We start from the raw sequence: 23,274 nt of genomic DNA, 5'->3' as shown, positions 1-23,274 counted from the left end.
CAGGCAGGTCGCGGAAAACTGTCGACGGTGGGGTGGGTCCGGTTGTGGGGGCGTGAGCCGCATGGATGCGGCGACCGACCTACATGGACGTACTTGCAGCGTCCCCCGCAACCGGACCCACCCCGCCAACCCCAGGAACCCAGCTCTTGCTTCGGCTGTTGCTGTTGCCCTGGCCTGAAGCGGGTGCTGGGAGCAACCCGGCCGATACCCTCCCGGTGCTAGGCTGTGGCCACCGACAACCACGGAGGCGGGATGGGGGCGATCGTGTTGTTGCCGCTGTGCGTGGACGATGCCGCGCTCGACCGCTGCCTGGCCGCACTGGATGCGGGCACCGCGCCGGGCACCGCGGTCTGGCTGGCCGACGATGCGCAGACCGGGCCGCGTGCGCAGGCGGTGGTGGAACACTGGCTGGCACATACGCCACTACAGGCCGAGTACACCCGGCGCGCGCGGCCACTGGGCGAGGTCGCCCATCTGGACGAGATGCTGCGCGCCTGCGATGGCCTGGACGTGGCCGTGCTGGCACCGGACAGCGTGCCTGCGCCGGGTTGGCTGCAACAATTGCAGGACGCCTTCGCCCGCGATGCCGCCATCGCGACCGCAACCCCGTGGTGCAATGCCGGCGAAACCGCAGCGTGGCCACGGTTGGGCGAGATCAATCCCGAGCCCGAGGATGCGGCGCTGCTGGCACAGACCTGCGCCGCCTTGCCGGCGCTGCACCCGGAACTGCCATCGGCGGTCACCCATGCGGTTCTGGTGCGTGGCAATGCGCGCCGCCGCGCCGGTGGCCTGGATGTGGACAGCTACGCTGGCTGGAACGCGGCCCTGGTCGACCTCAGCCTGCGCATGGCCGGCCTGGGCTGGCGCAACGTACTGTGCGAGACCGCCTTTGTGAGCCGGGCGGGCGAGGCGGCCAGCCGCGATGGCGACCTTGAGGCGCTGGCTGCGCGTTGGCCTGGCTGGGTGCCGCGCCTGGCCGATTTCCTGATGCACGATCCATTGCACGGGCTGCGCGCCGACCTGCAGCAGCGCATGCGGCAGGCGATAATGCCGAAGGAACAGGGCGACCTGTTCGTTCCTTCCGCGCCGGAGTCACTCGCTTGAATGTTGCCATTGCCACCATCGTCGTGACCTACCAGAGTGCCAGCACCATCGATGCCTGCCTCTCGCGCCTGCGCCAGGCGCAGGACGTGGCCGAGATCCGGGTGATCGACAATGGCTCGATGGATGGCACGCTGGACATCGTGCAGCGCCATGCCAGCCACGATCCGCGCGTGCGTTTCGTCGGCAACCCGGACAATCCCGGCTTCGCCGATGCCAACAACCAGGGCGTGGCCGATTCGCGCAGCCCCTGGTTGGCCTTCATCAACCCGGACCTAATGGTCGAGCCGGAGACGTTGGCCGCACTGCGCAGCCGGGCGGAAGCACTGGGCGATTGCCTGCTCGGTGTCGAGCAGGTGGACGAGCAGGGCCATGCCGACGAAGCCGTGCGCCGCCGCGACCCGGATTTCCTGATGATGCTGCGCTCGCCGGGAAAGGGCTCGAAGCTGGCGCTGCCGCGTGACCCGCAGCAGGTGCTGCAGCGGGTGCCGGCACTGTCTGGCGCACTGCTGATGATGCCGCGTGCATTGTTCGACCGGATCGGAGGCTGGGACGCCGGGTATCGTCTGCACGCCGAAGACCTGGACCTGTGCCGGCGTGCACGCGAAGCCGGGGCCGTGGTGGCGATTGCAAACGACCTGCAGGTCACCCATGTACGTGGCGTCTCGAGCCGATCGCGGCCGTTCTTCGTTGAATGGCACAAGCACAGGGGCCTGTGGCGCTACTTTCAGAAGTTCGAGGCCAGGCAGCGTTCGCTGCCGGTGCGCGTGGCGGTGTGGGCCGCGATCTGGGGGCACGCCCTGATGCTGGTACCGCGCCTGTTGCGCAGGTCGTTGTAGGGCCGAACCTGCATCCACGCATGGCGCGGATCTACCCACGCGGAGAGCCGAGCGTGCCCGCGGCCACCCCGGTTCACCCGTCCGGGCGCATAATTCGCCTCATGCCTATCATCCAGTCCCTGCTCGACACCGACCTGTACAAGTTCACCATGATGCAGGCGGTGCTCCACCAGCACCCCGGTGCCCAGGTGCAGTACCGGTTCAAGTGCCGCACGCCCGGCATCGACCTGGCCCATTACATCGACCAGATCGACGAAGAGATCGACCACCTGTGCAGCCTGCGTTTCAGCGACGCGGAACTGGACTACATGCGCGGCCTGCGCTTCGTGAAGCCCGACTTCGCCGATTTCCTCGGCTTGTTCCATCTGGACCGCAAGTACATCCAGCTGCGCGCGTCGACGGCCGTGCCCGGCGAAATCGAACTGGACATCACTGGCCCGTGGCTGCATACCATCCTGTTCGAAGTCCCGCTGCTGGCGATCATCAACGAAGTCTGGTTCCGCAACACCACCACCGCTGACTTTGCCGAGGGCGAGCGTCGGCTGCAGGCCAAGGCAGCGCTGCTGCGTGATACTCCCGGTTTCGAACAGTGCCGCATTGCCGACTACGGCAGCCGCCGCCGTTATTCGCGTGACTGGCATGCGCGCCTGCTGCCGCTGCTGCGCGATGCGCTTGGCCCGCAACTGGTCGGCACCAGCAACGTGCACTTCGCCCGCCTGTACGGCATGACCCCGCACGGCACCATGGCCCATGAGTACCTGCAGGCATTCCAGGCACTTGGCCCGCGCCTGCGTGATTCGCAGGTGGCGGCACTGGAATCGTGGGCACGCGAGTACCGCGGCGACCTCGGCATCGCGCTGTCCGACGTGGTCGGCCTGGATGCGTTCCTGCGCGATTTCGACATGTATTTCTGCAAGCTGTTCGACGGCGTGCGCCACGACTCGGGCGATCCGTTCGACTGGGGCGACCGCATGCTGGCGCATTTCCAGCAGCGCCGGGTGGATCCGCGCACCAAGGTGCTGGTGTTCAGCGATGGGCTCGACATCGCCAAGGTGATGCGCCTGTACGACTACTTCCGTGGTCGCTGCCAGGTCGCCTTCGGCGTTGGCACCCACCTGACCAATGATCTGGGGCCAACGCCGCTCAACATCGTCATCAAGATGGTCCGCTGCAACGGCCAGCCGGTGGCCAAGCTCAGCGATTCGCCAGGCAAGAGCATGTGCGACGACCCGGGCTACCTGGCCTACCTGCGCCAGGTGTTCGAGCTGCCGCCGGCGTAAGCGTGCCGGCTTACAGGTAGTCGACCACCACCAGATAGGCGCCCTGCAGCGGCTGCTGCGTCGACGCCTGCACGCTGTAACGCTCGGAGAAGGCGATATCGCCGGCGCGCAGCGCGCTGGCCGACACCGACAGCTTCTGGCCGTGGCGCTTGCCGTCGCGCAGCGTCGCGGCCTGGCCGTTGGCCAGCGCCGTCACTTCCACCGTCGAGCCCTTGGCCGACGGCGGGCAGGCGGCCAGGCTCAGCTCGCCCTGGGACAGATTCGTCGTGCAGCCCGGCTCGGCGATGCGGCCACTGAAACGGATGCTGCCGCTGCTGGCCTGGGCCAGCGCACTGACGGACATCAGGGCCACGCACAGCAGAATGGAATTCCTCATGACACGTTCTCTGGTTCGGTGTGTCCTAGTTAGCGACAGCTTCGATCAGCCTTTAATAGGACGATTCCGAATCTGCTAGGGCCATCACCAAGAAAGAGTGATGCGCATCAAAGAAGGCGATTTCCGCCGGGAAAAGGTTTGTTTCCGTGCATGCCGAACGCGCCACCCGAAGCGTCATCCAGGGTCGCTTCTGACCTGATCCGGCGACCGTCGGGTTCCCGAACCCCCGTGGGTCCTGATTTCGGCTATCACGTCACATTTCCAGCGTCAATGAATTGACGTTCAGAAAAATAATGAGACTTTCATCACACTTGCACCTATACGTGCGTCACGGATTCAGGGAAAGCTACGTCCGAGTCCGGCCACAGGTGAGACGCAAGGATGGGTCTTGTTAGCCCGGCAGTGCTCCTTGCTTCCTCCTCTACTTCTCATCTCTTCAGTAGGGTTAGGTAAAAGCGAATGCACAAGATCAATATCATCGCCGCTCTGATGCTGGCCGCCGCTCCGCTGGCCGCCAACGCCGCCGACGGCACCATCACCTTCAATGGCAAGGTGACCGACAAGACCTGCACCATCTCGACCCCGGGCGGCAAGGACTTCGCCGTGACGCTGCCGACCGTGTCCAAGAACACCCTGGCCACCGCCGGCGCCGTTGCGGGCCGCACCCCGTTCGCCATCAACCTGACCAAGTGCAGCGCCGGCAACGTCGCCACCTACTTCGAGCCGGGTTCGACCGTCGACTTCAACAGTGGCCGCCTGGTCAACCAGGCCTCGGCCAACGCTGCCACCAACGTGCAGCTGCAGCTGCTGGGCTCGAACAACCAGTTCCTGCCGATCAAGGCGGCTGGTGCTGGCCTGGCCCAGACCAACTCGCAGTGGGTCACCGTCGGCACCGACGGCTCGGCCGACCTGAACTACTACGCTGAGTACTACGCCACTGCCGCCGCCACCCCGGGCGACGTCACCAGCAGCGTCAAGTACACGATCATCTACAACTGATCGCAGTCATGCCCCCACTGGCCGGCGTTCGCGCCGGCCGGTGTTCCGCGGCCGCTGGCCACACCCCTCGAGCGTAGTACTTCCGATGAAAGCACTCTTTCCCCGGGCGCTGCTGCTGGCAGCGTTCACGCTGCCCTTCTGCCAGAACGCACTGGCCGGCGTGGTGGTCAATGGCACGCGAGTGATCTATCCGGCGCAGGCGCGCGAAGTCACCGTGCAGGTCGACAACGTGGGCGATTCGCCGGCGCTGGTGCAGGCCTGGATCGACAGCGGCGACGCCAACCAGACCGCCGATACCAGCGATGCCCCGTTCGTGCTTACACCGCCGATCGCGCGTGTCGAGCCGGGCCGCAGCCAGGCGCTGCGACTGATCTTCTCCGGCGCGCAGCTGCCGACCGACCGTGAGTCGGTGTTCTGGCTCAACGTGCTGGATGTGCCGCCGTCCCCGGACAACGCCGAAAGCGGCGAACAGAATTACCTGCAGGTCGCGTTCCGTTCGCGCCTGAAGCTTTTCTACCGGCCGCAGGGCCTGAAGGGCGTCGCCAACGACGCGCCGGCAGCGCTGCGCTGGACCCGCAATGGCGACCGCCTGCGGGTGGAAAACCCGAGCCCCTTCCACGTCACTCTGGCCGAAGTACATGCTGTAACCGGCAGCAGTGAAAAGGCCGTCGAGGACAAGGGCGCGATGGTCGCGCCGAAGCAGAGCCTGGAGTTCGCCGCACCGGCGGGCACCGACCACGTCCGCTTCATCACCATCAACGACTACGGCGGCCGGGTGGAACACACCATCCGCCTCGGCAGCACCGGGGGCTGAACGCGCCGCGCCGGCCCCTGGCCTGCGCATCCCGCCACCGCCGCTGTGCGGCGAATTGAAGGAATGTCAGTGTGATCGGAAACAGATTGACATTGTCGATCCATCAGGCGCTTTGCCTGTTGGTTGCTGGTGTGGCCTGCCCAGGATGGGCGCTGGCGGCACCGGCCAATCTCGGCGAACAGGCGCTGATGGCGCAGAGTGGTGCGGCCAATGCGCGTGCACCGGAATCGGCCCAGTTCAACTCCAGCTTCCTGTCTGGCCAGGCCAAGCAGGTCGACCTGGCGGCCTTCAGCAACGGCAATCCGATGGTGGCCGGCAACTATCGTGTCGACGTCTACGTCAACGGTGCCTGGCAGGGCCGTCGCGATCTGCAGTTCAAGGCCGATGCGCAGGGCCGTGTCGACGCCTGCCTGCCGCTGCCGATGCTGGAAGAAATGGGCGTGGACAGCGAGGCCGTGCTGCTGCAGCAGGATCCGTCCGTGCCCACCGACAAGACCAGCTGCGTGCCGGTCCAGCAGCGCATGGCCAATGCCTATGGTGTCTATGACAGCGGCAACCTGCGCTACGACCTCAGCATCCCGCAGGTGTTCCTGCGCCGTGAGGCGCGCGGCTACGTCAACCCGGCGCTGTGGGACCGTGGCATCAATGCCGGCTTCGTCGGCTACAGCTTCAACGCCATCGACAGCAACAGCCGTGTGGAAGGTGGCCAGCGCAACCGCAGCGCCTACCTCGGCCTCAACGCCGGCCTGAACCTGGGCGGCTGGCAGTTCCGCCATGATTCCAACCTGACCTGGTCCGAGGGTGACGGCCGCCATTGGCAGAGCATCGCCACCTACGCACAACGCGGCATCCCGCAGGTGCGCGGCATGCTCACCATCGGTGAGGCCTACACCACCGGCGAACTGTTCGATTCGATCGGCTACCGTGGTGCCAGCCTGGCCAGCGACGACCGCATGCTGCCGGACTCGCTGCGCGGTTACGCGCCGGTGGTGCGCGGCATCGCCGAGACCAATGCGCGCATCGAAGTGCGCCAGAACCAGCAGCTGATCTACTCCTCCACCGTCTCGCCGGGCAGCTTCGTCATCGACGACCTGTACCCGACCGGCTACGGCGGTGACCTGGAAGTGAGCGTGATCGAGGCCGATGGCCGCCGCCGCGAATTCAAGGTGCCGTTCGGCTCGGTGCCGCAGATGCTGCGCGAAGGCGTGTCGCGCTACTCGCTGACCGCCGGCCAGGTGCGCAACAAGCTGCTGGCCGACGAACCCTGGCTGGTGCAGGGGACCTACCAGCGTGGCATCGGCAACCAGCTGACCCTGTACGGGGGCACTGCGCTGAGCGACGGCTACCTGTCGCTGCTGTATGGCGTCGGCCTGTCCACGCCGGTCGGTGCGTTCGCTGCCGACGTCACCCATGCGCGTACCTCGTTCGACCACTACGGCAGCCACACCGGCGCCAGCGTGCGGCTGAGCTACAGCAACATGATCGGCGAGACCGGCACCAATCTGACCCTGGCCGCCTACCGCTATTCGACCGAAGGCTTCTACAGCCTTCAGGATGCGCTGTATGGCCGTGATTCGGACACGCGCGGCATCGATCCGACCACCCGTGGCCGTCAGCGCAGCCAGTTCCAGATAACGCTGAACCAGCCGCTGGGACGTCGCGGCGGCGCGCTGTACGTGACCGGCTCGGTGCGCGACTTCTATGATCGTTCGGGCACCTCCAAGCAGTACCAGGTGGGCTACAACAACGCCTGGCGCTCGGTGAACTACGGCTTCTCGGCGCTGCGCACCGAAGAGGGCGTGCTCGGCCGTTCCGACACCCAGTACCTGCTGTCGATGAGCGTGCCGCTGGGCCGTGGCACTCACCCGGTATCGTTCAGCGCCGACCTGGGCATGCGCGATCGCGGTGGCTACGACAACAGCCGCGTCGGCATCACCGGGTCGGCCGGCGTCGACAACAACTTCAGCTACGGCGTGGCGCTGTCCGATTCCCGCGAGGGGGGCACCACGGCGGTCGGCAACGCCGAGTACCGCAGCCGCTACTCCGCGTTGAACGCGACCTACAGCCACTCGCGCGATTTCCGCCAGGCTTCGGTCGGTGCCAACGGCAGCGTGGTCGTGCATCCGGGCGGCTTCACCTTCACTCCGCAGCGGGGCGACACCATGGTGCTGGTGGAAGCGCCGGGTGCGCGCGATGCGATCGTCAGCAACGCCCCGGGCCTGCGCGTAGATGGCCGTGGATATGCAGTGGTTCCGTACGTATCGCCGTACCGCCTCAACACCGTCACCCTTGACCCGCAGGGCATGGCCCATGACGTCGAGCTGGAAAGCACCAGCCAGTCGATCGCGCCGTTCGCCGGTGCCATCAGCTACCTGCGCTTCGATACCCGCAAAGGCAATGCGCTGCTGATCCAGGTACGCAATGCCGATGGCCGCAGCATGCCGTTCGGTGCGCAGGTCAAGGATGAGCAGGGCCAGCCGGTGGGCATGGTCAGCCAGGGTGGCCGCCTGTACGTGCGCAGTGAAAAGAGCCAGGGCCGCCTGCTGGTGGAGTGGGGCGCCGGTGCAGACCAGCGCTGCACCATCGATTACCAGGTTCCGTCGGGCGCCGATGCGTCCAAGACCGGCTTCATCCCGCTGGAGGCAGCATGCCGATGATTTCTTCCCGCAGCCGCACCCTGCTTGCCGCCATGGCCGTGATGGGGGGTATCGCCGTGGCCAGCCCGGCGTTGGCGACCTGCTATATCACCCAGCAGGGCTTTGTCGCGCAGGACGTGCAGATGGACATGGGGCAGATCGTGATCCTGCCCAGCCTGCCCGTCGGTGGTGTGATCAAGGAGTTGATCGTGCCGATCAACCAGCGCGACAGCATCGGTTACTGCGATCGCTGGGGCGGTAGTGCCAACGGGCGTTTCGTCAACGCCGCACAGCAAAACGCAGTCCCGGGTTTCAGCAACGTCTATGCGACCGATGTAGCGGGAGTGGGTATCCGTGTCTATCGTGATTCGGGCACCATCCAGACCTACTACCCGCACACGCTGCAATTGGGGGGCAACCGGACGTTGACCCTCAATGGTGGCCGCTTCCGCGTGGAGCTGATCAAGACCGCCGCGCAGACGGGTTCGGGCATCATCGCGCCCAACGGCCGCTTCACCACCTACTATCTCGACGGCGACGGTCCTGGCCGTCCGGAGCTGACCTCGACGTTCAAGGGCTCGGGTACCACCGTGGTCAGCCCCACCTGCGAAGTGCAGGCCGGCAGCCGCAACATCGCCGTCGATTTCGGCAGCGTGCCCAACACCACCTTCACCGGTGTCGGCTCCAAGGCCGCTGATCGCGATTTCGAGATCCGCCTGAACTGCCAGGGCAGCAACGTGGCCGCCTACCAGAGCAAGATCGGCATCCGCCTCGACGCCGACCAGGACAGCTCGAACATGCCGGGCGTGCTCAAGCTCAGCGCGACCAGCAACAGCGCCACGCGCATCGGCATCCAGATGGTCCAGCGCGACGGCAGCACCGAGCGAGAAGTGCGCTTCGGCCAGACCATCAACGTCGGCACTACGGCGCCGGGTACCAGCGTCATGGCGCTGCCGTTGCGCGCGCGCTATGTGCAGACCCAGGCAGGTACCGTCGGTGCCGGCACCGCCAACGGGCAGGCGACGTTCACCATCCAGTACGAGTAGCGCAGGTCTCCCATTGCTGAGTTTGGAGCCTCACCCCCCCGCTCCGCGGGGGGCGTTGACTGCGTCTTGATCCCGCAGACGTGAAGATCAGGGCTATCATTGCCGTACAGACACATGAATGTGATGTGCGTCATGGAAATGATCCCCTCTCCACTGCAGCGCCCCCGCTGCCGGGCCGTCGGTCTGGGTGAGGGGCAATGAAAGGATCCGGCGTGCCAGCAACACACCTTGCCATTGCCGGACTGCCCACCGAACTGGTGGAGATGCGCAGCGGGGGCCTGTATTGGGTCGTTGCCGCGGGCAGCGCGCCGACGGATCTGCTCGGTGCCGGTGTGCTGGCCACGGCCGACGCACTGGATGAGGCCGTGCTGGTCACGCTGGGGCGGGGGGCCGAATCGATGCTGACGCTGCTGCCGGCCGATCAGGGGCCGGCCCGCCTGCGGCTGTTCCAGCGGTCGCATCACGGCATGCAGCAGGCGCTGCGCGGGCTGACCGGCGATCTGCCGCGCACCGCCTCGGGGCGCACCCGGCTCAGCGTGGTGCAGTTCCCGGTGGCGGCGCTGGACGGCTGGGATGATGCCCGGCTGGCGCGCTGGTGCCAGCAGCTGCAGGACTGGGCCGGGCAGGCGCAGCAGGTGCTGCTGTTGCTGTGCCATGGCGAAGTGGCGACCCTGGCCCCGCGCCTGTTGTCATTGAACCGGAGCTGCGCCGGTGTGGCCCAGCTGCATCCGCATCGTGGTGCCCTGCAGCTGCTGCTGCACTACTGGTCCAACAGCCATGGCGTGGTGGCCCAGCGATCGTTCGGCGTCGAGCAGGAAAGCCGCGGGCTGCGCCATCTGGCCGAGGCCGATGCCGCCGGGACTGGGGTCGATGCCACCAGTGGCAGTGATCGCGATGTCTTCCTGGCCCAGACCGAAGTACTGGACGGTGCGCCGCCACTGTCGGCAGCCTGGCACCTGTATGACGGCTGGGCTGGATTGTTGCCGGCCGCGCTGCAGGCGCGCGAGGCCACCGTAGTGCTGGCCATCGACGAGAACGCCAAGGTGGATGCACTGGCCCGACTGCTGCACCGCCTGCGCCGGGAACGTGGCAATGCACTGAAACTGGTGGTGCGCGAGCTGCAGCCCTGCCTGCGCTACGCTGATGAGCGGTTGCTGATGCAGTGCGGCTGCAGCCTGGTAGTGCCGTCAGCCACGCCGTTGCCGCGCCTGCTGACCCTGCTGGAAACCGTGCAGCGTCAGCGTTGGCAGGGCCAGCTGGCTGACGATCCGGAGCCGCTGATCCGTGCGCATCGGCCGCCACCGGTAAGCGGCCTGGTCAACGCCGCACGCTTCCGCCAGATCGCCGGCGAACGCATCGACCAGGACGGCAGCGCGGTGGAAAGCGCCGTGCTGGCGTTGCAGCCGGTGGCCGGCCTGCGCGCCGAGCAGACGTTGCAGCAGCTGCGCATCCGCCGCCAGGGCGATCTGGCCTGTGTCTACCGCGGGCAGGTGCGCCTGTTCCTGTTCGGGTGCCGGCGTGATGCGGTCGAACAGGCCCTGGGCAATCTGTTCCGCCTGCCCTGGCGGGAGCTGTTCGATGGCTACCAGCGTCTGGCCGAATACGACATTGCAGCGATGAACGCCGGCAGCAGCGATCCGGAGGCCGAGGTCCTGCCCGAAGCCCCCGCCGTCCTGCCGCCGGTGGCCCCGGCGCTGGAGGCGCCTGTTTTCACTGTCCCGAAGCCGCTGCGACTGGGAGATCGCGCATGACCACCGACCAGCAACTCTGGACCCTGATCGTCGCCTGTGCGCTCGTGATGATTCCCTTCGGTGCCATGCTCGGTACGCTGTGGCGTGCGCTGCGCCGCCGTGCCGCGCGCTGGCTGCCCCCTCGCCACCTGCGCCGCGCCGGTGTACGCCTGCGTGCGCCGCGGGGGGCTGCATGAGTCCGCAGGTGGCTCCCGCATCGCCCTTCGCCTGGGCCGACCTGCGCGGCTGGAACCTGTATTTCCTGTCCAAGGTGGTACTGGCCTGGATGGGCGCGCTGGATCTGAAGATCCTGCCCAACCTGCTGTTCCTGGGCGCGCTGCTGGTTCCACTGCGCTGGCGCTGGGCACGCATCGCGCGTACTGTCGCTGCGGTACCGGTGGGCGTGGCGCTGTACTACCAGGACACCTGGTGGCCGCCGTTCCGGCGCCTGTTGGTGCAACCTGGCGTGCTGGACTTCTCGGCGGATTACTGGCTCGAGCTGGCCCAGCGCTTCATCAACTGGCAGATGGTGGCGGTACTGGCGATGCTGGTGCTGGCCTACGTACTGCTCAAGCCGTGGCTGCGCATCACCACTCTGAGCGTGCTGGGCATGCTTGGCCTGGCTGTGATGGCGATACCGATGCCGGCGGGCTGGAACTGGGGGCAGGGTACCGCCACCGCGGCCACCGCCAGCGCCGGAGGCACCTCAGGTGCCGGCCTGCCGCCGGCCAACAACGAGACGCTCAATGCATGGCTGGCCAGCTTCTACCAGCAGCAGGCCAGCCTCAAGACCAGCTTCCCCGCACCGGGCAGCGGCGCGCCGTTCGACGTCATCATCCTCAACATCTGCTCGCTGGCATGGAGCGATCTGGATGAAGTGGGGCTGCGCCAGAACAATCTGCTCGACCACATGGACGTGGTGTTCGACGACTTCAACTCGGCAACCGCCTACAGCGGCCCGGCGGCGATCCGCCTGCTGCGCGCCAGCTGTGGCCAGACCTCGCATACCGGGCTGTTCGATCCGGTGCCGGCCGAGTGCCAGCTGTTCTCGAACCTGCAGCGTCTGGGCTTCCAGAGCGAGCTGGCGATGAACCACGACGGTCACTTCGACGACTTCATCGGTGAACTGCACCAGTACGGCGGGCTGCAGGCACAGCCGATGGATATCAGCGCGTTTCCTAAAGCGCTGGTGGCGTTCGACAAGTCGCCGCTGCGCCGCGATGGCGATGTGCTGATGGCGTGGTGGAAACAGCGGCTGGCCGGGTCCAGCCAGCAGGTGGCGCTGTTCTACAACACGATTTCGCTGCACGATGGCAACCGCATCGTCGGCGCCGATGGCCGTTCGAATGCCGCCGACTACAAGGCACGTGCGGAAATGGTGTTGGGCGACATGGCCGGTTTCGTCGATGCGGTGGAGAAGAGTGGCCGCCGCGCGATGATCGTGGTGGTACCCGAGCATGGCGCGGCCCTGCATGGCGACCGCATGCAGATTCCGGGCATGCGCGAGATTCCCAGCCCGTCGATCACCCACGTGCCGGTGGGCGTGAAGCTGATCGGCATGGGCGCGCCGGCGGCCGGCGGCCCGCGTCATGTCCCCGAACCGAGCAGCTACCTGGCCGTGTCCGAGCTGGTTTCGCGCGTGTACGCGCTCAATGCCCAGTCGCCGCCGAGCGAGCGCAACTGGGACAGCCTGCTGAAGGGGCTGCCGCAGACACCGTCGGTGTCGGAAAACGAAGGCGCCAAGGTCATCGAGTACGCCGGCAAGCCCTGGCTGCAGCTGCAGGGCAGCCAGGCCTGGAGCCCCTACCCCGAGGAGGCACGCTGATGCCTGCCGACATCCTTGCCGTACCGGTCACGCTGTCCGTGGAAGAGGACGATATCGACCTGCTGCGGCGCAGCCTGGGCATGCCGGGGCTGCCCTACGTGGACTTCTCTGCCCAGCATGAGCGTGCCCAGGCGCTGGCGCGCTGGCCGTTGCTGGCCGAACTGGAGCCGCGCCGATGAGCACCGTGCTGTCGCTGCAGGGCATCCATGGCGGAACCGGTGTCACCACGGTGCTGGCCGCACTCGGCCAGGGCTTGCACGCGCAGGGCCAGCGCGTCCTGCTGGTCGAATGCAGTCCGGACCAGATGCTCGGCCTGCACCTGGGGCTGCCTGCCGACGTGGACAACGGTTGGGGGCGCGCGCAGCTGGACGGCACGGACTGGCGTGATGCCGCCTACGCCGTTGCAGCAGGACTTGCGGTGCTGCCCTATGGTCGCGTCGATAGCGAGGCCGCAATGCGCATCGAACAGCAGCTGCAACAGGCACCGGGCACCTGGGCCGAACGCATTCCGCTGCTGGAGACCCAGTTCGACTGGATCCTGTTCGACCTGCCGCAGCGCCTGCCGGCGCATGCAGCGGCCATCAACCAGCACGTGCGCTGCACGCTGCCGCTGCGCCTGGCCTGTGTCGATCCGGTCAGCCACGTGTTCCTGCAGCGGCAGCCGGAGGACACACGCCTGTTGCTGGCCAACCGCTATGACCCGGTCATCCCGGTGCAGCGCGATCTGATGCAGCTGTGGCTGCACGCGCACGGCCCGCGGCTGGTGCCGCAGCCGCTGCACGAGGATGCGCGGGTGCCCTCCGCGCTGGCCAGCAAGCAGCCACTGGGCGCTATGCGACCGATTCGCTGGCCGCTGCCGATGTCGATGGCCTGGTGCTGTGGTGCCTGGCCGAGGCCGCACGGCGCCAGCCCGTTGCGGGGACACGCTGATGGGCGCCCGCGTCTACTACCTGGACTGGGGGCGCCTGCGCGAACGCGTGCATGCGCCTTGGCCAACCCGCTCGCTGCTGTGGCTGCTGCAGTGCGTGGGCTGGGCGTTCCTGCGCCTGGAAGGGCCGGCATGGCAGGCACAGGCCCCGCGCCTGCGCAACGCCTTCCCGCAGATCCAGGGTGACCGCCGCTGGCGCCCGGGCGATCCACTGCGGTTGTTGATCCAGGCCATGTGGCTGTCGGTGGTGCGGTTGGTACCGCAGCCCTCGCTGAGGCGGCAACGGTTGGCCCGGGCCCGGCGCGAACGCATTGCCGAACTGCGCGGTGCGGCCGGTCGCGGCCGCCTGCGCTACCTGCGCGCCATGCGCGATGCACCCAGTGAATTCTGGAACAGCCGCGTGGCGGCATGGTTCGGCCGGAAGATGGGCAGCCTGTCGCCGCGTTCGCGGCACCTGCTGACCCTGCTGGTCGGGTTGGCCACGCTGGGGCTGGCGGCGCTGTGCATCACCCAGCCGTTCACCTATCTGGCGCAGTTCGTGTTCGTGGTGCTGCTGTGGGCCATCGCGCTGCTGGTGCGGCGCATGCAGGGGCGCTATGCGACGCTGGTGCTGGTCGTGCTGTCGATCACCGTGTCCTGCCGGTACCTGTGGTGGCGCTATACGGCCACGTTGAACTGGAACAGCACCTTCGACCTGGTCTGTGGCGTGGTGCTGCTGGCGGCGGAAACCTACTCGTGGCTCGTGCTGATGCTCGGTTACGTGCAGGTGGCCTGGCCGCTGCGGCGCCGCCCGGCGCCGTTGCCGGCCGATATCCGCCAGTGGCCGACGGTGGATGTGCTGATCCCCACCTACAACGAAGACCTGGCGCTGGTGCGGCACACCGTGTACGCGGCGATGGGCCTGGACTGGCCGGCCGACAAGCTGCGCATCCACATCCTTGATGATGGCAAGCGCGAAGAATTCCGCGCATTCGCCGAGCGCACCGGGGTCAACTACATCACCCGTGCCGACAACCGCCATGCAAAGGCCGGCAACCTCAACCATGCGTTGACCCTGATCGATGGCGAGCTGGTGGCCATCTTCGACAGCGACCACCTGCCGGTGCGGTCGTTCCTGCAGATCACCTGCGGCTGGTTCCTGCGTGATCCCAAACTGGCGCTGGTGCAGACCCCGCACCACTTCTTCTCGGCCGATCCATTCGAACGCAACCTGCAGGTGTTCCGCAGCGATCCCAACGAAGGCGAGCTGTTCTACGGCCTGGTGCAGGACGGCAACGACCTGTGGAACGCGGCGTTCTTCTGCGGCTCCTGCGCGGTGCTGCGGCGCGAAGCCATCGATGCCATCGGCGGGTTTGCCACCGAGACCGTCACCGAGGATGCGCACACCGCGCTGCGGCTGCACCGCAAGGGCTGGAACTCGGCCTACCTGCGTATTCCGCAGGCGGCCGGCCTGGCCACCGACAGCCTCGGCGCACACGTCAACCAGCGCATCCGCTGGGCGCGTGGCATGGTGCAGATCTTCCGCATCGACAACCCGTTGCTGGGCAAGGGCCTGAGCCTGTTCCAGCGCTTCTGCTATGCCAACGCGATGCTGCATTTCCTGGCTGGCATTCCGCGCCTGGTGTTCCTCACTGCGCCGCTGGCGTTCCTGCTGCTGCATGTGTACATCATCTACGCACCGGCGCTGGCCATCCTGTTGTTCGTGGTACCGCACATGGCCCACGCCAGCCTGACCAACGCACGCATCCAGGGCAAGTACCGGCGTCCGTTCTGGGGTGAGGTGTACGAGACGGTGCTGGCCTGGTACATCGCACGGCCCACCACCGTGGCGCTGTTCAGTCCGGGGCGCGGCAAGTTCAACGTCACCGACAAGGGCGGTACCCAGGCCGGCGATCGTTTCGACTGGCGCGTGGCGCAGCCCTACCTGGTGCTGGCGCTGCTGAACGTGCTGGGCCTGTGCTTTGCCGTGTGGCGCTTCGTGCACGGCCCACTTGACGAACGTGGCACGGTGATCGTGAGTTCGCTGTGGGTGCTGTACAACCTGCTGATCATCGGCGGTGCGCTGGCGGTGGCGGCCGAAGTGCAGCAGGTGCGACGCACGCATCGCGTCACCACCCGTCTGCCGATGGCGCTGCAGGTGCCCGATGGCCGCCGCCTGCGCGGCGTGCTGCAGGATTACTCCAACGATGGCGTGGGCGTCGAACTCGGCGAAGACGCACAGCTGGCCGAAGGCCAGCGCGTGCAGGTGCTGCTGGGGCGGGGTCGCCGCGAGTTCGCATTCCCGGCGCGCGTGCAACGCACGGTCGGCCAGCGACTGGGCCTGCTGCTGCTGTTCGAGGACGAGCGCCAGCGCGTCGAGTTCGCCCAATGCACCTTCGCCCGCGCCGATGCCTGGCTTGACTGGCACGCCGGCTACCAGCCCAAGAGCCTGCCGCGCAGCCTGTGGAGCGTGCTGGTCCTGGGCTGGCGCGGCTACCGGCGGATGGGTGATTTCGCACCGTTCGACCTCGACCGCCCCGCACATTGGAACCGTCGCCTGCTGCGATGGCTGGCCAGTTTTGCTCCGCAACGTCCGCTTCCTTCCCACCCGGCTGACCCAGCCGCTGATCCAGGGCTTCGTCCATGACCCGTCCGTCCTCTCTGCGTTGGCTGCTGCTGCCCCTGCTGGCCCTGCCCGTGGCGTCAGGCAACAGCGCGCCTGCCCCGGCGCCGGTTGTCCCTCCCACTACCGCGCCTGCCGCTCCGCCGGCGCCGGGGGTGCCGGCCGCGCCAGCCACCACGCCTGCCACCGGTACCGAGCCCGCGCTGGCGCAGACCTGGGCGGGCAGCGCCTGGCCCTGGCAGCGGCAGAACACCTTCGCGCAGCTGGGGCGCCGCCAGGACACGCTGCTGTCGGGCGTGCGCAATGCCACCACCTTCGAGTTCCAGGTCCGCCGTGACCGCCTGGTCCGCGATGCCGAGCTGGATCTGAGCTTCACGCCTTCACCGTCGCTGCTGCCGACCCTGTCGCACCTGCGGGTCTATCTCAACGACGCGATGATGGGTGTGGTGCCGATCAGCAACGAGCAGCTGGGCCGCCCGGTGCAGGCCAAGCTACCGCTGGACGCGCGCCTGATTGCTGATTTCAACCAGGTCCGCCTGGAGTTCGTCGGCCACTACACCGACATCTGCGAAGAGCCGACGCACAGCTCGCTGTGGGTCAATCTCTCCAGCAACAGCACGCTGCGCCTGGGCGGCCAGCCGCTGGCGATGCAGGACGACCTGGCCAACTTCCCGCTGCCGTTCTTCGATCCGCGTGATACAGCACGGCTGGAACTGCCAGTGGTGTTCGCCGCTGCGCCGAGCCTGGCACAGCAGCGGGCGGCGGCGGTGATGTCCTCGTACTTCGGCAGCCTGTCCGGCTGGTGGCGCCAGGCACGTTTCCCGGTCAGCTTCGGCACGTTGCCGGACAAGGGCCACGCGGTGGTGCTGGCGGTCAACGGCAGGTTCCCGCCGGTGATCGCCAACCATGCTCCGGTGAAGGGCCCGATGATCGAACTGATGTCGCTGCCGGAGGATCCGCAGCGAAAGCTGCTGCTGGTGCTGGGCCGCAACGATGACGACCTGCAGAAGGCCGTGGCTGCGATGGCGGCCGGCAACGTGCTGTTCCGCGGCCGCCAGGTCAGTGTCGATGAGGTCAAGCCACTGGCCCCGCGCAAGCCGTACGACGCACCGAACTGGGTGCGCACCGACCGCGCCGTCCGCTTGGCTGAACTGCTCGACTATCCGCAACAACTGCATGCCAACGGCGTGTCGCCGCAGCCGATCACGGTCAACCTCAACCTGCCGCCGGATCTGTTCATCTGGCGCAACCAGGGTATTCCGCTGAACCTGCGCTACCGCTACACGCCCCCGTTTGGCAGCGATGAGTCGCGGCTGGGCGTGGCGATCAACGACCAGTTCATCTCCAGCTTCCCGCTGGTGCGCCGCAACGGCAAGCAGGGCCTGGAGGAAATCCGCTTGCCGGTGCTGGCCGGCGATGCCGGTGCCGATGACGGTCGCCTGCTGATTCCGGCGCTCAAACTGGGCGACCGCAACCAGCTGCGTTTCGATTTCAACTTTGCCAGCGTGATGGGCAGTGCGCAGCGCGATCATTGCCAGACCGTGCTGCCGCCCAACCTGCAGGCAGCGATCGAAGACGACTCGACCATCGACTTCTCCGGATTCCATCACTACATGGGCCTGCCGGACCTGTCCGCGTTCGCGCTCAGTGGATTCCCCTTCACCCGCATGGCCGATCTGTCGGAGACTGTCGTGCTGGTGCCGCCCCAAGCCAACGAGGCACAGGTCAGCCTGCTGCTGAACCTGATCGGTGGGCTGGGCGTGCAGAGCGGCTATCCGGCCTATGGGCTGCGCCTGTCCGATGACTGGAAGCAGGCCAGCGCGCTGGATGCGGACCTGCTGATGCTGGGCGCCCTGCCGGCCGAACTGCGCGGTAGCCAGCAGCTGTCGCTGCTGATCGACGACCAGCGCACGCGCCTGCTCAATGGCCAGTCTCCGTCGCCGCAGCAGGCGATGGAACAGGCCCGCCGTGGCAGCCGCGATGGCGATCCAGCGGTGACCGAAGTGGCAGTGAGCGCGCAGGCACCGTTTGCCGCGATCATCGGCATGCAGTCACCGACGCATGCGCAGCGCAGCATCGTTTCGCTGGCCGCCAGCAATGCCGCCGACTACGGCCTGCTCCACGATGCGCTCAGCGATACCGGCAAGCGCGAAGCCATCGCCGGATCGGTGGCGATCCTGCGTACCTCGGGCATTCACAGCCAGTTCGTCGGTGATCACTACTACGTTGGCGCGCTGCCGTGGTGGCTGCTGCTGTGGTACCACCTGGCCGACCACCCGGCGCTGCTGGCGGTGCTGGCCACGCTGGTGGTGCTGATGGTCGCCTTCCTGCTGTGGCGCGCGCTGCGCTGGGTCGCGGCCAAGCGCCTGGACCCGGGGCACTGATGGCACGTACGCGGCATCCGCTGGTCACCGCGTCCGGCCTCGTCCTGTTGGGACTGGCCGGTGCCGGGCCCTGCGCGGCGCAGGCCTTGCCCGATACGCCGGGCGGAACCGTCGCCGAGCAGCGCCAGTGGCTGTTGCAGCAGGTGCGCATCGGTGAGGCCACCGGTCGCCAGAGCCTGATCGAAGACGCACTGGCGCGGCTGCGCATGCTGGCACCGGATGATCGCGGCACCTTGGTGGCGATCCTGGAAGTGCAGCTCTCGCAACAGAAGCTGCAGGATGCCGAGGCGACCCTGAAGCGCCTGCGCGAGATCGGTACAGGTACCCGTGAACTGGCCGCCGGCGAACGCCTCTGGAGGGCCTACCGCGGTGATCTGCAGCAGGATCTGCAGCAGGCGCGCCTGTTCGCTGCCGGTGGTCGCAGCGCCGAAGCGCTGGCGATCTACCGCCGCCTGTTCAACGATGATCCACCCGGCCTGCAGCTGGGCCTGGAGTACTGGCGCCTGCGCGGCGGCCAGGCGGATGGGCGTGCACAGGCGATCCGTGCGCTGGGCGAACTGGACCGCAGTTATCCGGGCAATGTGCCATTGCTGCAGGCGCTGTCGCAGATGCTGTTCGCTGCCGGCCGCGATGCAGAGGCGCTCGCCGCGCTGCAGCGCATGGGGCGTAATCCGGAGGCCCGCGGCATGGCGGCGGACGCCGAATGGGCCTACCTGAAGGATCAGCCGGCCGACGACCGCAGCGTGCGCCGGCTGCAGGACTTCATCACCCGCAACCCAGCGTTTGCCGACATCGCGTTGGTGCGCGAGCGCTACACCGACCAGCACAAGCGGGTCAGCGACCCGGCGTGGCGCGCCGGCCTGCGCGGCCAGCAGCTGCTCGACGCAGGCCGCAATGCAGAGGCCGAGCGCGCTTTCCTGCAGGCGTTGCGCGGCTATCCGCGCGAGCTCGACCTGTTGGGGGGGCTGGGCATGGCGCTGATGCGCCAGGGCCGCCGCGAGCAGGCCATCAGCTATTTCCAGCGTGCGGTGCAGGCCACCCCGGCCGGCGACAGCAACGACAAGTGGCGCGACCTGATCGCCAGCACCCGCTACTGGCTGCAGCTGGACCAGGCCGATGCGGCGCTGGCGGCCGGCCGGCTGGACGAGGCCGAGCGCCTCTATGCGCAGGCGCATCGCCAGCAGCCCCGCGACGTCAATGCTGCACTGGGCCTGGTCGACGTGGCCGTGGCCCGCGGTGACGACGCCGCAGCCGAACGCCAGCTGCAGGTTGCGCGGCGGATGGCGCCCAACGATGCCAACGTGATCCGCAAGCTGGTGCAGCTGTACGGCCGCACCGACCCGCAGCGGCTGGAAGCCTTCATCAACGCATTGCCCGCTGCGCAACGCAGGTTGTATGCCGAAGACCTGCGCCAGCTCCAGATCAGCCGCCTGCGTGAGCGTCGCGAGCAGGCGCTGGCTGCCGGTGATGCGACCACCGCGATCATGCTGGGGCAGAAGCTGCGCGGCGAACTGCCGGGCGATGCATGGCTGGCCTATGCGCTGGCCAACGAGCTGCGCGCCGCTGGCCGGCAGGACGAGGCCGACGCGGCGGTGGCCGACATGGCCACGCATAACGACAGCGCCGAAGCGCGCTACGCGCAGGCGCTCTACCTGTCGGGATACGATCGGCTGCCGCAGGCGCTGGCGGTACTCGACGCGCTGCCGCAGGCGAAGTGGAACGACGACATCCGCGCGCTGTCGGCGCGCCTGCAGCGGCAGCAGCTGGTCGATCATCTGTGGGATCTGCGTGCGCAGGGCAGGGAGGCCGAAGCCATCGCGCTGCTGCAGCAGCAACCGCCCAGCACCGACAATGATCTGATGATGGCCGAGTGGGCGCGCCTGCGCGGCGATCACGCGCAGGCGCTGCACTACTACCAGCGCGTGCTTGCCGCACAGCCGGACAATGTGGATGCGCAGCTGGGCCAGGTCCAGGCCTGGATTGGCACCGGCGATCTGGCCAGCGCACGCCGCCAGATGCACGACGCACCGCCGGCAGTGGACGATGACGAGATCGGCCAGCAGCGTCAGCTCGCCACCATCTGGACCGACCTGCGCGAGGACACGAAGGCCCTGGCGATCCTGCGCGCGTTGCTTGCGCGCAAGACCGGGCCCGACGCACAGTCCTGGCGTGATGCGGCACGGCTGGTGCGCCGCGATGATCCGCAGCAGGCGCTGGACATGTACGCGCAGGCGATGGCCGACAACGGCGTGTTGGCTCCCGGCCAGGTCACGCCGCGCGACAACCGCGCGTTGACCCTGGCCAGCCGCGAGACAGCCGGCGATGACTGGTTGCGGCGCAGCCTGCGCAGCGATGTGGAAACCCTGTACCAGCAGGAGAATCCCACCCTGACGGTGATGCAGGACACCGGTCGCCGCAGCGATGGCACGCCGGGCATTTCGCGGCTGTCGCGCGATACCCGCATCGCGCATCTGGACGCGCCATTCGCCGGTGGCCTGGGCTGGGCGCGCATCGAGCAGGCCAGCTTCGATGCGGGCCGCTTCCAGACCGATGAGAGCGGCGCCTACGACGAGGATTTCGGCAGCTGTGACCTGGATCTGCTGCAGGCCGACGACAGCCGCCTGCGCGCACCGGGCTGCACCCGCTTCGTGCACCAGCGGCGCACCTCCGGTGCCGGCTTCGCCGTCGGCTGGCGCACCCTGGATGACCGCTGGAACGTCGATATCGGCCACACCCCGTCCAACTACGTGGTCGGCAACTGGCTTGGCGGTGTCACCCTCAATGGCGACCTCGGGCGCTTCGGCTGGGGCGCCACGCTGTCGCGGCGGCCGATGACCAATTCGCTGCTGTCGCAGGCCGGTGCGGTTGATCCGCGCAGCGGCATCAGCTGGGGCGGCGTCACCGCCAACGGCGTGACCTTCAGCCTCGGCTACGACCAGGGCGGCCGCGATGGCGTGTGGTCGAACTGGAGCTGGCATCGGCTGACCGGGCACAACGTGGTCGACAACACCCGCGCACGCGCGATGGTGGGCTGGTACCACAAGCTGATCCAGAGCCCCGACATGCGGCTGGATGTGGGTACCACCGCGATGTACTGGCGCTACCAGAAGGACCTGGGCGGCTACTCGCTGGGCCAGGGCGGCTACTACAGCCCGCAGCGCTATGCATCGCTGAGCCTGCCGGTCAGCTTTGCCTGGCGCAACGACGTGTGGTCGGTGCGCCTGGATGGCTCGGTCAGTGTGTCCAGTGCGCGTACCTCGTCGATCAGCCGTTTCCCCGACCAGGCCTTGATCGAGCGCGTGATTGCACAGCTTGAGCCGCAGTACGGCCCGCTGCGGCTGGACGAGGCCGGCCTGTACACCGGTGACAGCAGCAGCACGGGCACCGGGTACCGCCTGTACGGCGCGGTGGAGCGCCGCCTCGGCGACCACTTCGTGCTGGGCGCTGCCGGCACCCTCCAGCGCAGCCGCGATTTCTCGCCGAATTCGTTCCAGCTCTACCTGCGCTACACCTTCAAGCCCTGGCAGGGAAACCTGCCGCTGCCCGTATCACCACTGGTGCCGTATGGCGAATTCCGCTGACCTGCGGCGACGGCGCCTGCTGCAGGCGGTCGCCACGCTGCCGCTGCTCGGCGTGTGCCGTGTGCAGGCCGCGCCCGCCCCGCGCTGGCCGGCGTGGCAGGTACTGCTCGACAGCAGTCTGAGCCGCGACGGGCGCATGATCGATCGCAGCCAGGACGATCAGCGCAGCACCTCCGAAGGCCAGTCCTATGCCTTGTTCTTCGCCCTGGTCGACAACGACCAGGCGCTGTTCGACCGCATCCTGGGCTGGACCCAGGACAACCTTGCCGGTGGCGACATGGGCAAGCGCCTGCCGGCCTGGCTGTGGGGACGCGATGACGCCGGCGCCTGGCGGGTGCTGGACGACAACCCGGCCTCGGACTCCGATCTCTGGCTGGCCTACGCGCTGCTGGAAGGCGCGCGGCTGTGGCGCCGTCCGGCGCTGAAGGCCATCGCGGAGGGCATGCTGGTGCAGGTGCGGGCGCGCGAGATCGTGGATCTGCCCGGGCTCGGCCCAATGCTGTTGCCAGGCCCACAGGGGTTCATTGAAGGGGACGCCACGCGGGTCAACCCCAGCTATCTGCCACTGCCGCTGCTGCGCCGCTTTGCGGCGGAGGATCGCAGCGGGCCGTGGCAGGCGCTGGCGCGCAACAGCGTGCAGTTGCTGCAGCAGAGCAGCCCGCACGGGTTCGCACCGGACTGGGCGGCGTGGAAAGGCGATCGCTTCGTCGTCGATCCGGTGCGCGGTGCGGTCGGCGGCTACGACGCCATCCGCTGCTACACCTGGGCAGGCATGACCGCATCGCGCGATCCGTTGTTCCGCGCGCAGCTGGCGGCGCTGTCCGGACCGCTGCAGCGCCTGCGTAGTGGTGCACCGATGTGGGAAAAGATCGACACCCGCAGTGGCCAGGGGCAGGGCGAAGGCAACTACGGATTCCGCGCGGCCCTGCTGCCCTATCTGATCGCGCAGGGCGAAGCGGAGCGCGCGCAGTCGCTGCGGGCCAGCCTGCCCAGCGCCGAGCAGCAACGCGCCGATGCACCGGCCTATTACTCGCAGATGCTGGCCCTGTTCGGCGTGGGTTGGGCCGAAGGACGCTGGCGCTTCGCCACCGACGGCCGCCTGCAGCCGCGCTGGTAGCTGCAGCGCTGCGGGG

The 23,274-nt window shown here is 67.8% G+C and carries 16 protein-coding genes and 1 pseudogene; 16 read left to right on the top strand and 1 reads right to left on the bottom strand.

Going from position 1 to position 23,274, the window contains the following annotated elements:
- Positions 1 to 252: 252 nt before the first annotated feature.
- From AC5P6A_RS11145 to pncB, 3 genes are all read left to right on the top strand, one after another.
- Entirely contained in the window at positions 253 to 1,104 is an 852-nt protein-coding gene (locus AC5P6A_RS11145) for a glycosyltransferase family 2 protein (RefSeq protein ID WP_021203169.1), read from the top strand.
- On the top strand, positions 1,101 to 1,940 hold the full coding sequence (locus tag AC5P6A_RS11140; protein ID WP_346714935.1) for a glycosyltransferase family 2 protein: 840 nt from the start codon (positions 1,101 to 1,103) through the stop codon (positions 1,938 to 1,940). The genes AC5P6A_RS11145 and AC5P6A_RS11140 overlap by 4 nt, the downstream gene beginning before the upstream one ends.
- Before the next feature lie 101 nt (positions 1,941 to 2,041).
- Complete coding sequence (gene pncB / locus AC5P6A_RS11135) at positions 2,042 to 3,220, top strand: nicotinate phosphoribosyltransferase (protein ID WP_021203170.1); 1,179 nt, start codon at positions 2,042 to 2,044, stop codon at positions 3,218 to 3,220.
- Between the two features lie 10 nt (positions 3,221 to 3,230).
- On the opposite strand, the gene AC5P6A_RS11130 is transcribed toward pncB, so the two are convergent.
- A complete protein-coding gene (locus tag AC5P6A_RS11130) occupies positions 3,231 to 3,596 on the bottom strand; it encodes a hypothetical protein (RefSeq protein ID WP_111098855.1) in 366 nt (121 codons plus the stop codon).
- 459 nt (positions 3,597 to 4,055) lie between these two features.
- On the opposite strand from AC5P6A_RS11130, the gene AC5P6A_RS11125 reads away from it, so the two are divergent.
- From AC5P6A_RS11125 to bcsZ, 13 genes and pseudogenes are all read left to right on the top strand, one after another.
- Complete coding sequence (locus tag AC5P6A_RS11125; RefSeq protein ID WP_019661017.1) at positions 4,056 to 4,595, top strand: fimbrial protein; 540 nt, start codon at positions 4,056 to 4,058, stop codon at positions 4,593 to 4,595.
- A gap of 85 nt (positions 4,596 to 4,680) precedes the next feature.
- Positions 4,681 to 5,409: a fimbrial biogenesis chaperone gene (locus AC5P6A_RS11120; RefSeq protein WP_171953410.1), complete on the top strand. Its 729-nt coding sequence runs from the start codon at positions 4,681 to 4,683 to the stop codon at positions 5,407 to 5,409.
- A gap of 92 nt (positions 5,410 to 5,501) precedes the next feature.
- A complete protein-coding gene (locus tag AC5P6A_RS11115; protein WP_155030410.1) occupies positions 5,502 to 8,066 on the top strand; it encodes a fimbria/pilus outer membrane usher protein in 2,565 nt (854 codons plus the stop codon).
- Positions 8,057 to 9,091: a fimbrial protein gene (locus AC5P6A_RS11110; protein ID WP_019661020.1), complete on the top strand. Its 1,035-nt coding sequence runs from the start codon at positions 8,057 to 8,059 to the stop codon at positions 9,089 to 9,091. Before AC5P6A_RS11115 ends, AC5P6A_RS11110 begins: the two co-directional genes overlap by 10 nt.
- Before the next feature lie 212 nt (positions 9,092 to 9,303).
- Complete coding sequence (locus tag AC5P6A_RS11105) at positions 9,304 to 10,842, top strand: BcsE family c-di-GMP-binding protein (RefSeq protein ID WP_134735104.1); 1,539 nt, start codon at positions 9,304 to 9,306, stop codon at positions 10,840 to 10,842.
- The gene (gene bcsF / locus AC5P6A_RS11100) at positions 10,839 to 11,018 is read left to right on the top strand and encodes a cellulose biosynthesis protein BcsF (protein ID WP_019661022.1); all 180 of its coding nucleotides are present in this window, start codon (positions 10,839 to 10,841) and stop codon (positions 11,016 to 11,018) included. Before AC5P6A_RS11105 ends, bcsF begins: the two co-directional genes overlap by 4 nt.
- Positions 11,015 to 12,646: a cellulose biosynthesis protein BcsG gene (gene bcsG / locus AC5P6A_RS11095; RefSeq protein ID WP_167692778.1), complete on the top strand. Its 1,632-nt coding sequence runs from the start codon at positions 11,015 to 11,017 to the stop codon at positions 12,644 to 12,646. The genes bcsF and bcsG overlap by 4 nt, the downstream gene beginning before the upstream one ends.
- Complete coding sequence (gene bcsR, locus AC5P6A_RS11090) at positions 12,646 to 12,825, top strand: cellulose biosynthesis protein BcsR (RefSeq protein ID WP_021204328.1); 180 nt, start codon at positions 12,646 to 12,648, stop codon at positions 12,823 to 12,825. The genes bcsG and bcsR overlap by 1 nt, the downstream gene beginning before the upstream one ends.
- Positions 12,822 to 13,475, top strand: a pseudogene (locus AC5P6A_RS11085) (cellulose synthase operon protein YhjQ/BcsQ); the annotation flags it as partial. The gene bcsR and the pseudogene AC5P6A_RS11085, both read left to right, overlap by 4 nt.
- Positions 13,476 to 13,575: 100 nt before the next feature.
- The gene (gene bcsA, locus AC5P6A_RS11080) at positions 13,576 to 16,200 is read left to right on the top strand and encodes a UDP-forming cellulose synthase catalytic subunit (RefSeq protein WP_019661026.1); all 2,625 of its coding nucleotides are present in this window, start codon (positions 13,576 to 13,578) and stop codon (positions 16,198 to 16,200) included.
- Entirely contained in the window at positions 16,197 to 18,560 is a 2,364-nt protein-coding gene (gene bcsB / locus AC5P6A_RS11075) for a cellulose biosynthesis cyclic di-GMP-binding regulatory protein BcsB (protein WP_026347130.1), read from the top strand. The genes bcsA and bcsB overlap by 4 nt, the downstream gene beginning before the upstream one ends.
- Positions 18,560 to 22,141 carry a cellulose synthase complex outer membrane protein BcsC gene (bcsC, locus tag AC5P6A_RS11070; RefSeq protein ID WP_495222314.1) on the top strand — a complete coding sequence of 1,194 codons (3,582 nt, stop codon included), beginning with the start codon at positions 18,560 to 18,562 and terminating at the stop codon, positions 22,139 to 22,141. Before bcsB ends, bcsC begins: the two co-directional genes overlap by 1 nt.
- Positions 22,125 to 23,258 (top strand): cellulose synthase complex periplasmic endoglucanase BcsZ, encoded by a 1,134-nt coding sequence (gene bcsZ / locus AC5P6A_RS11065; protein ID WP_134731600.1) that lies wholly within the window; start codon positions 22,125 to 22,127, stop codon positions 23,256 to 23,258. The genes bcsC and bcsZ overlap by 17 nt, the downstream gene beginning before the upstream one ends.
- Positions 23,259 to 23,274 lie beyond the last annotated feature (16 nt).

This window comes from Stenotrophomonas sp. YJH_SMC_20, from assembly GCF_059367845.1.
Note: the sequence above shows the minus strand (reverse complement) of the source record. Positions and strands in the feature narration are given on the sequence as shown.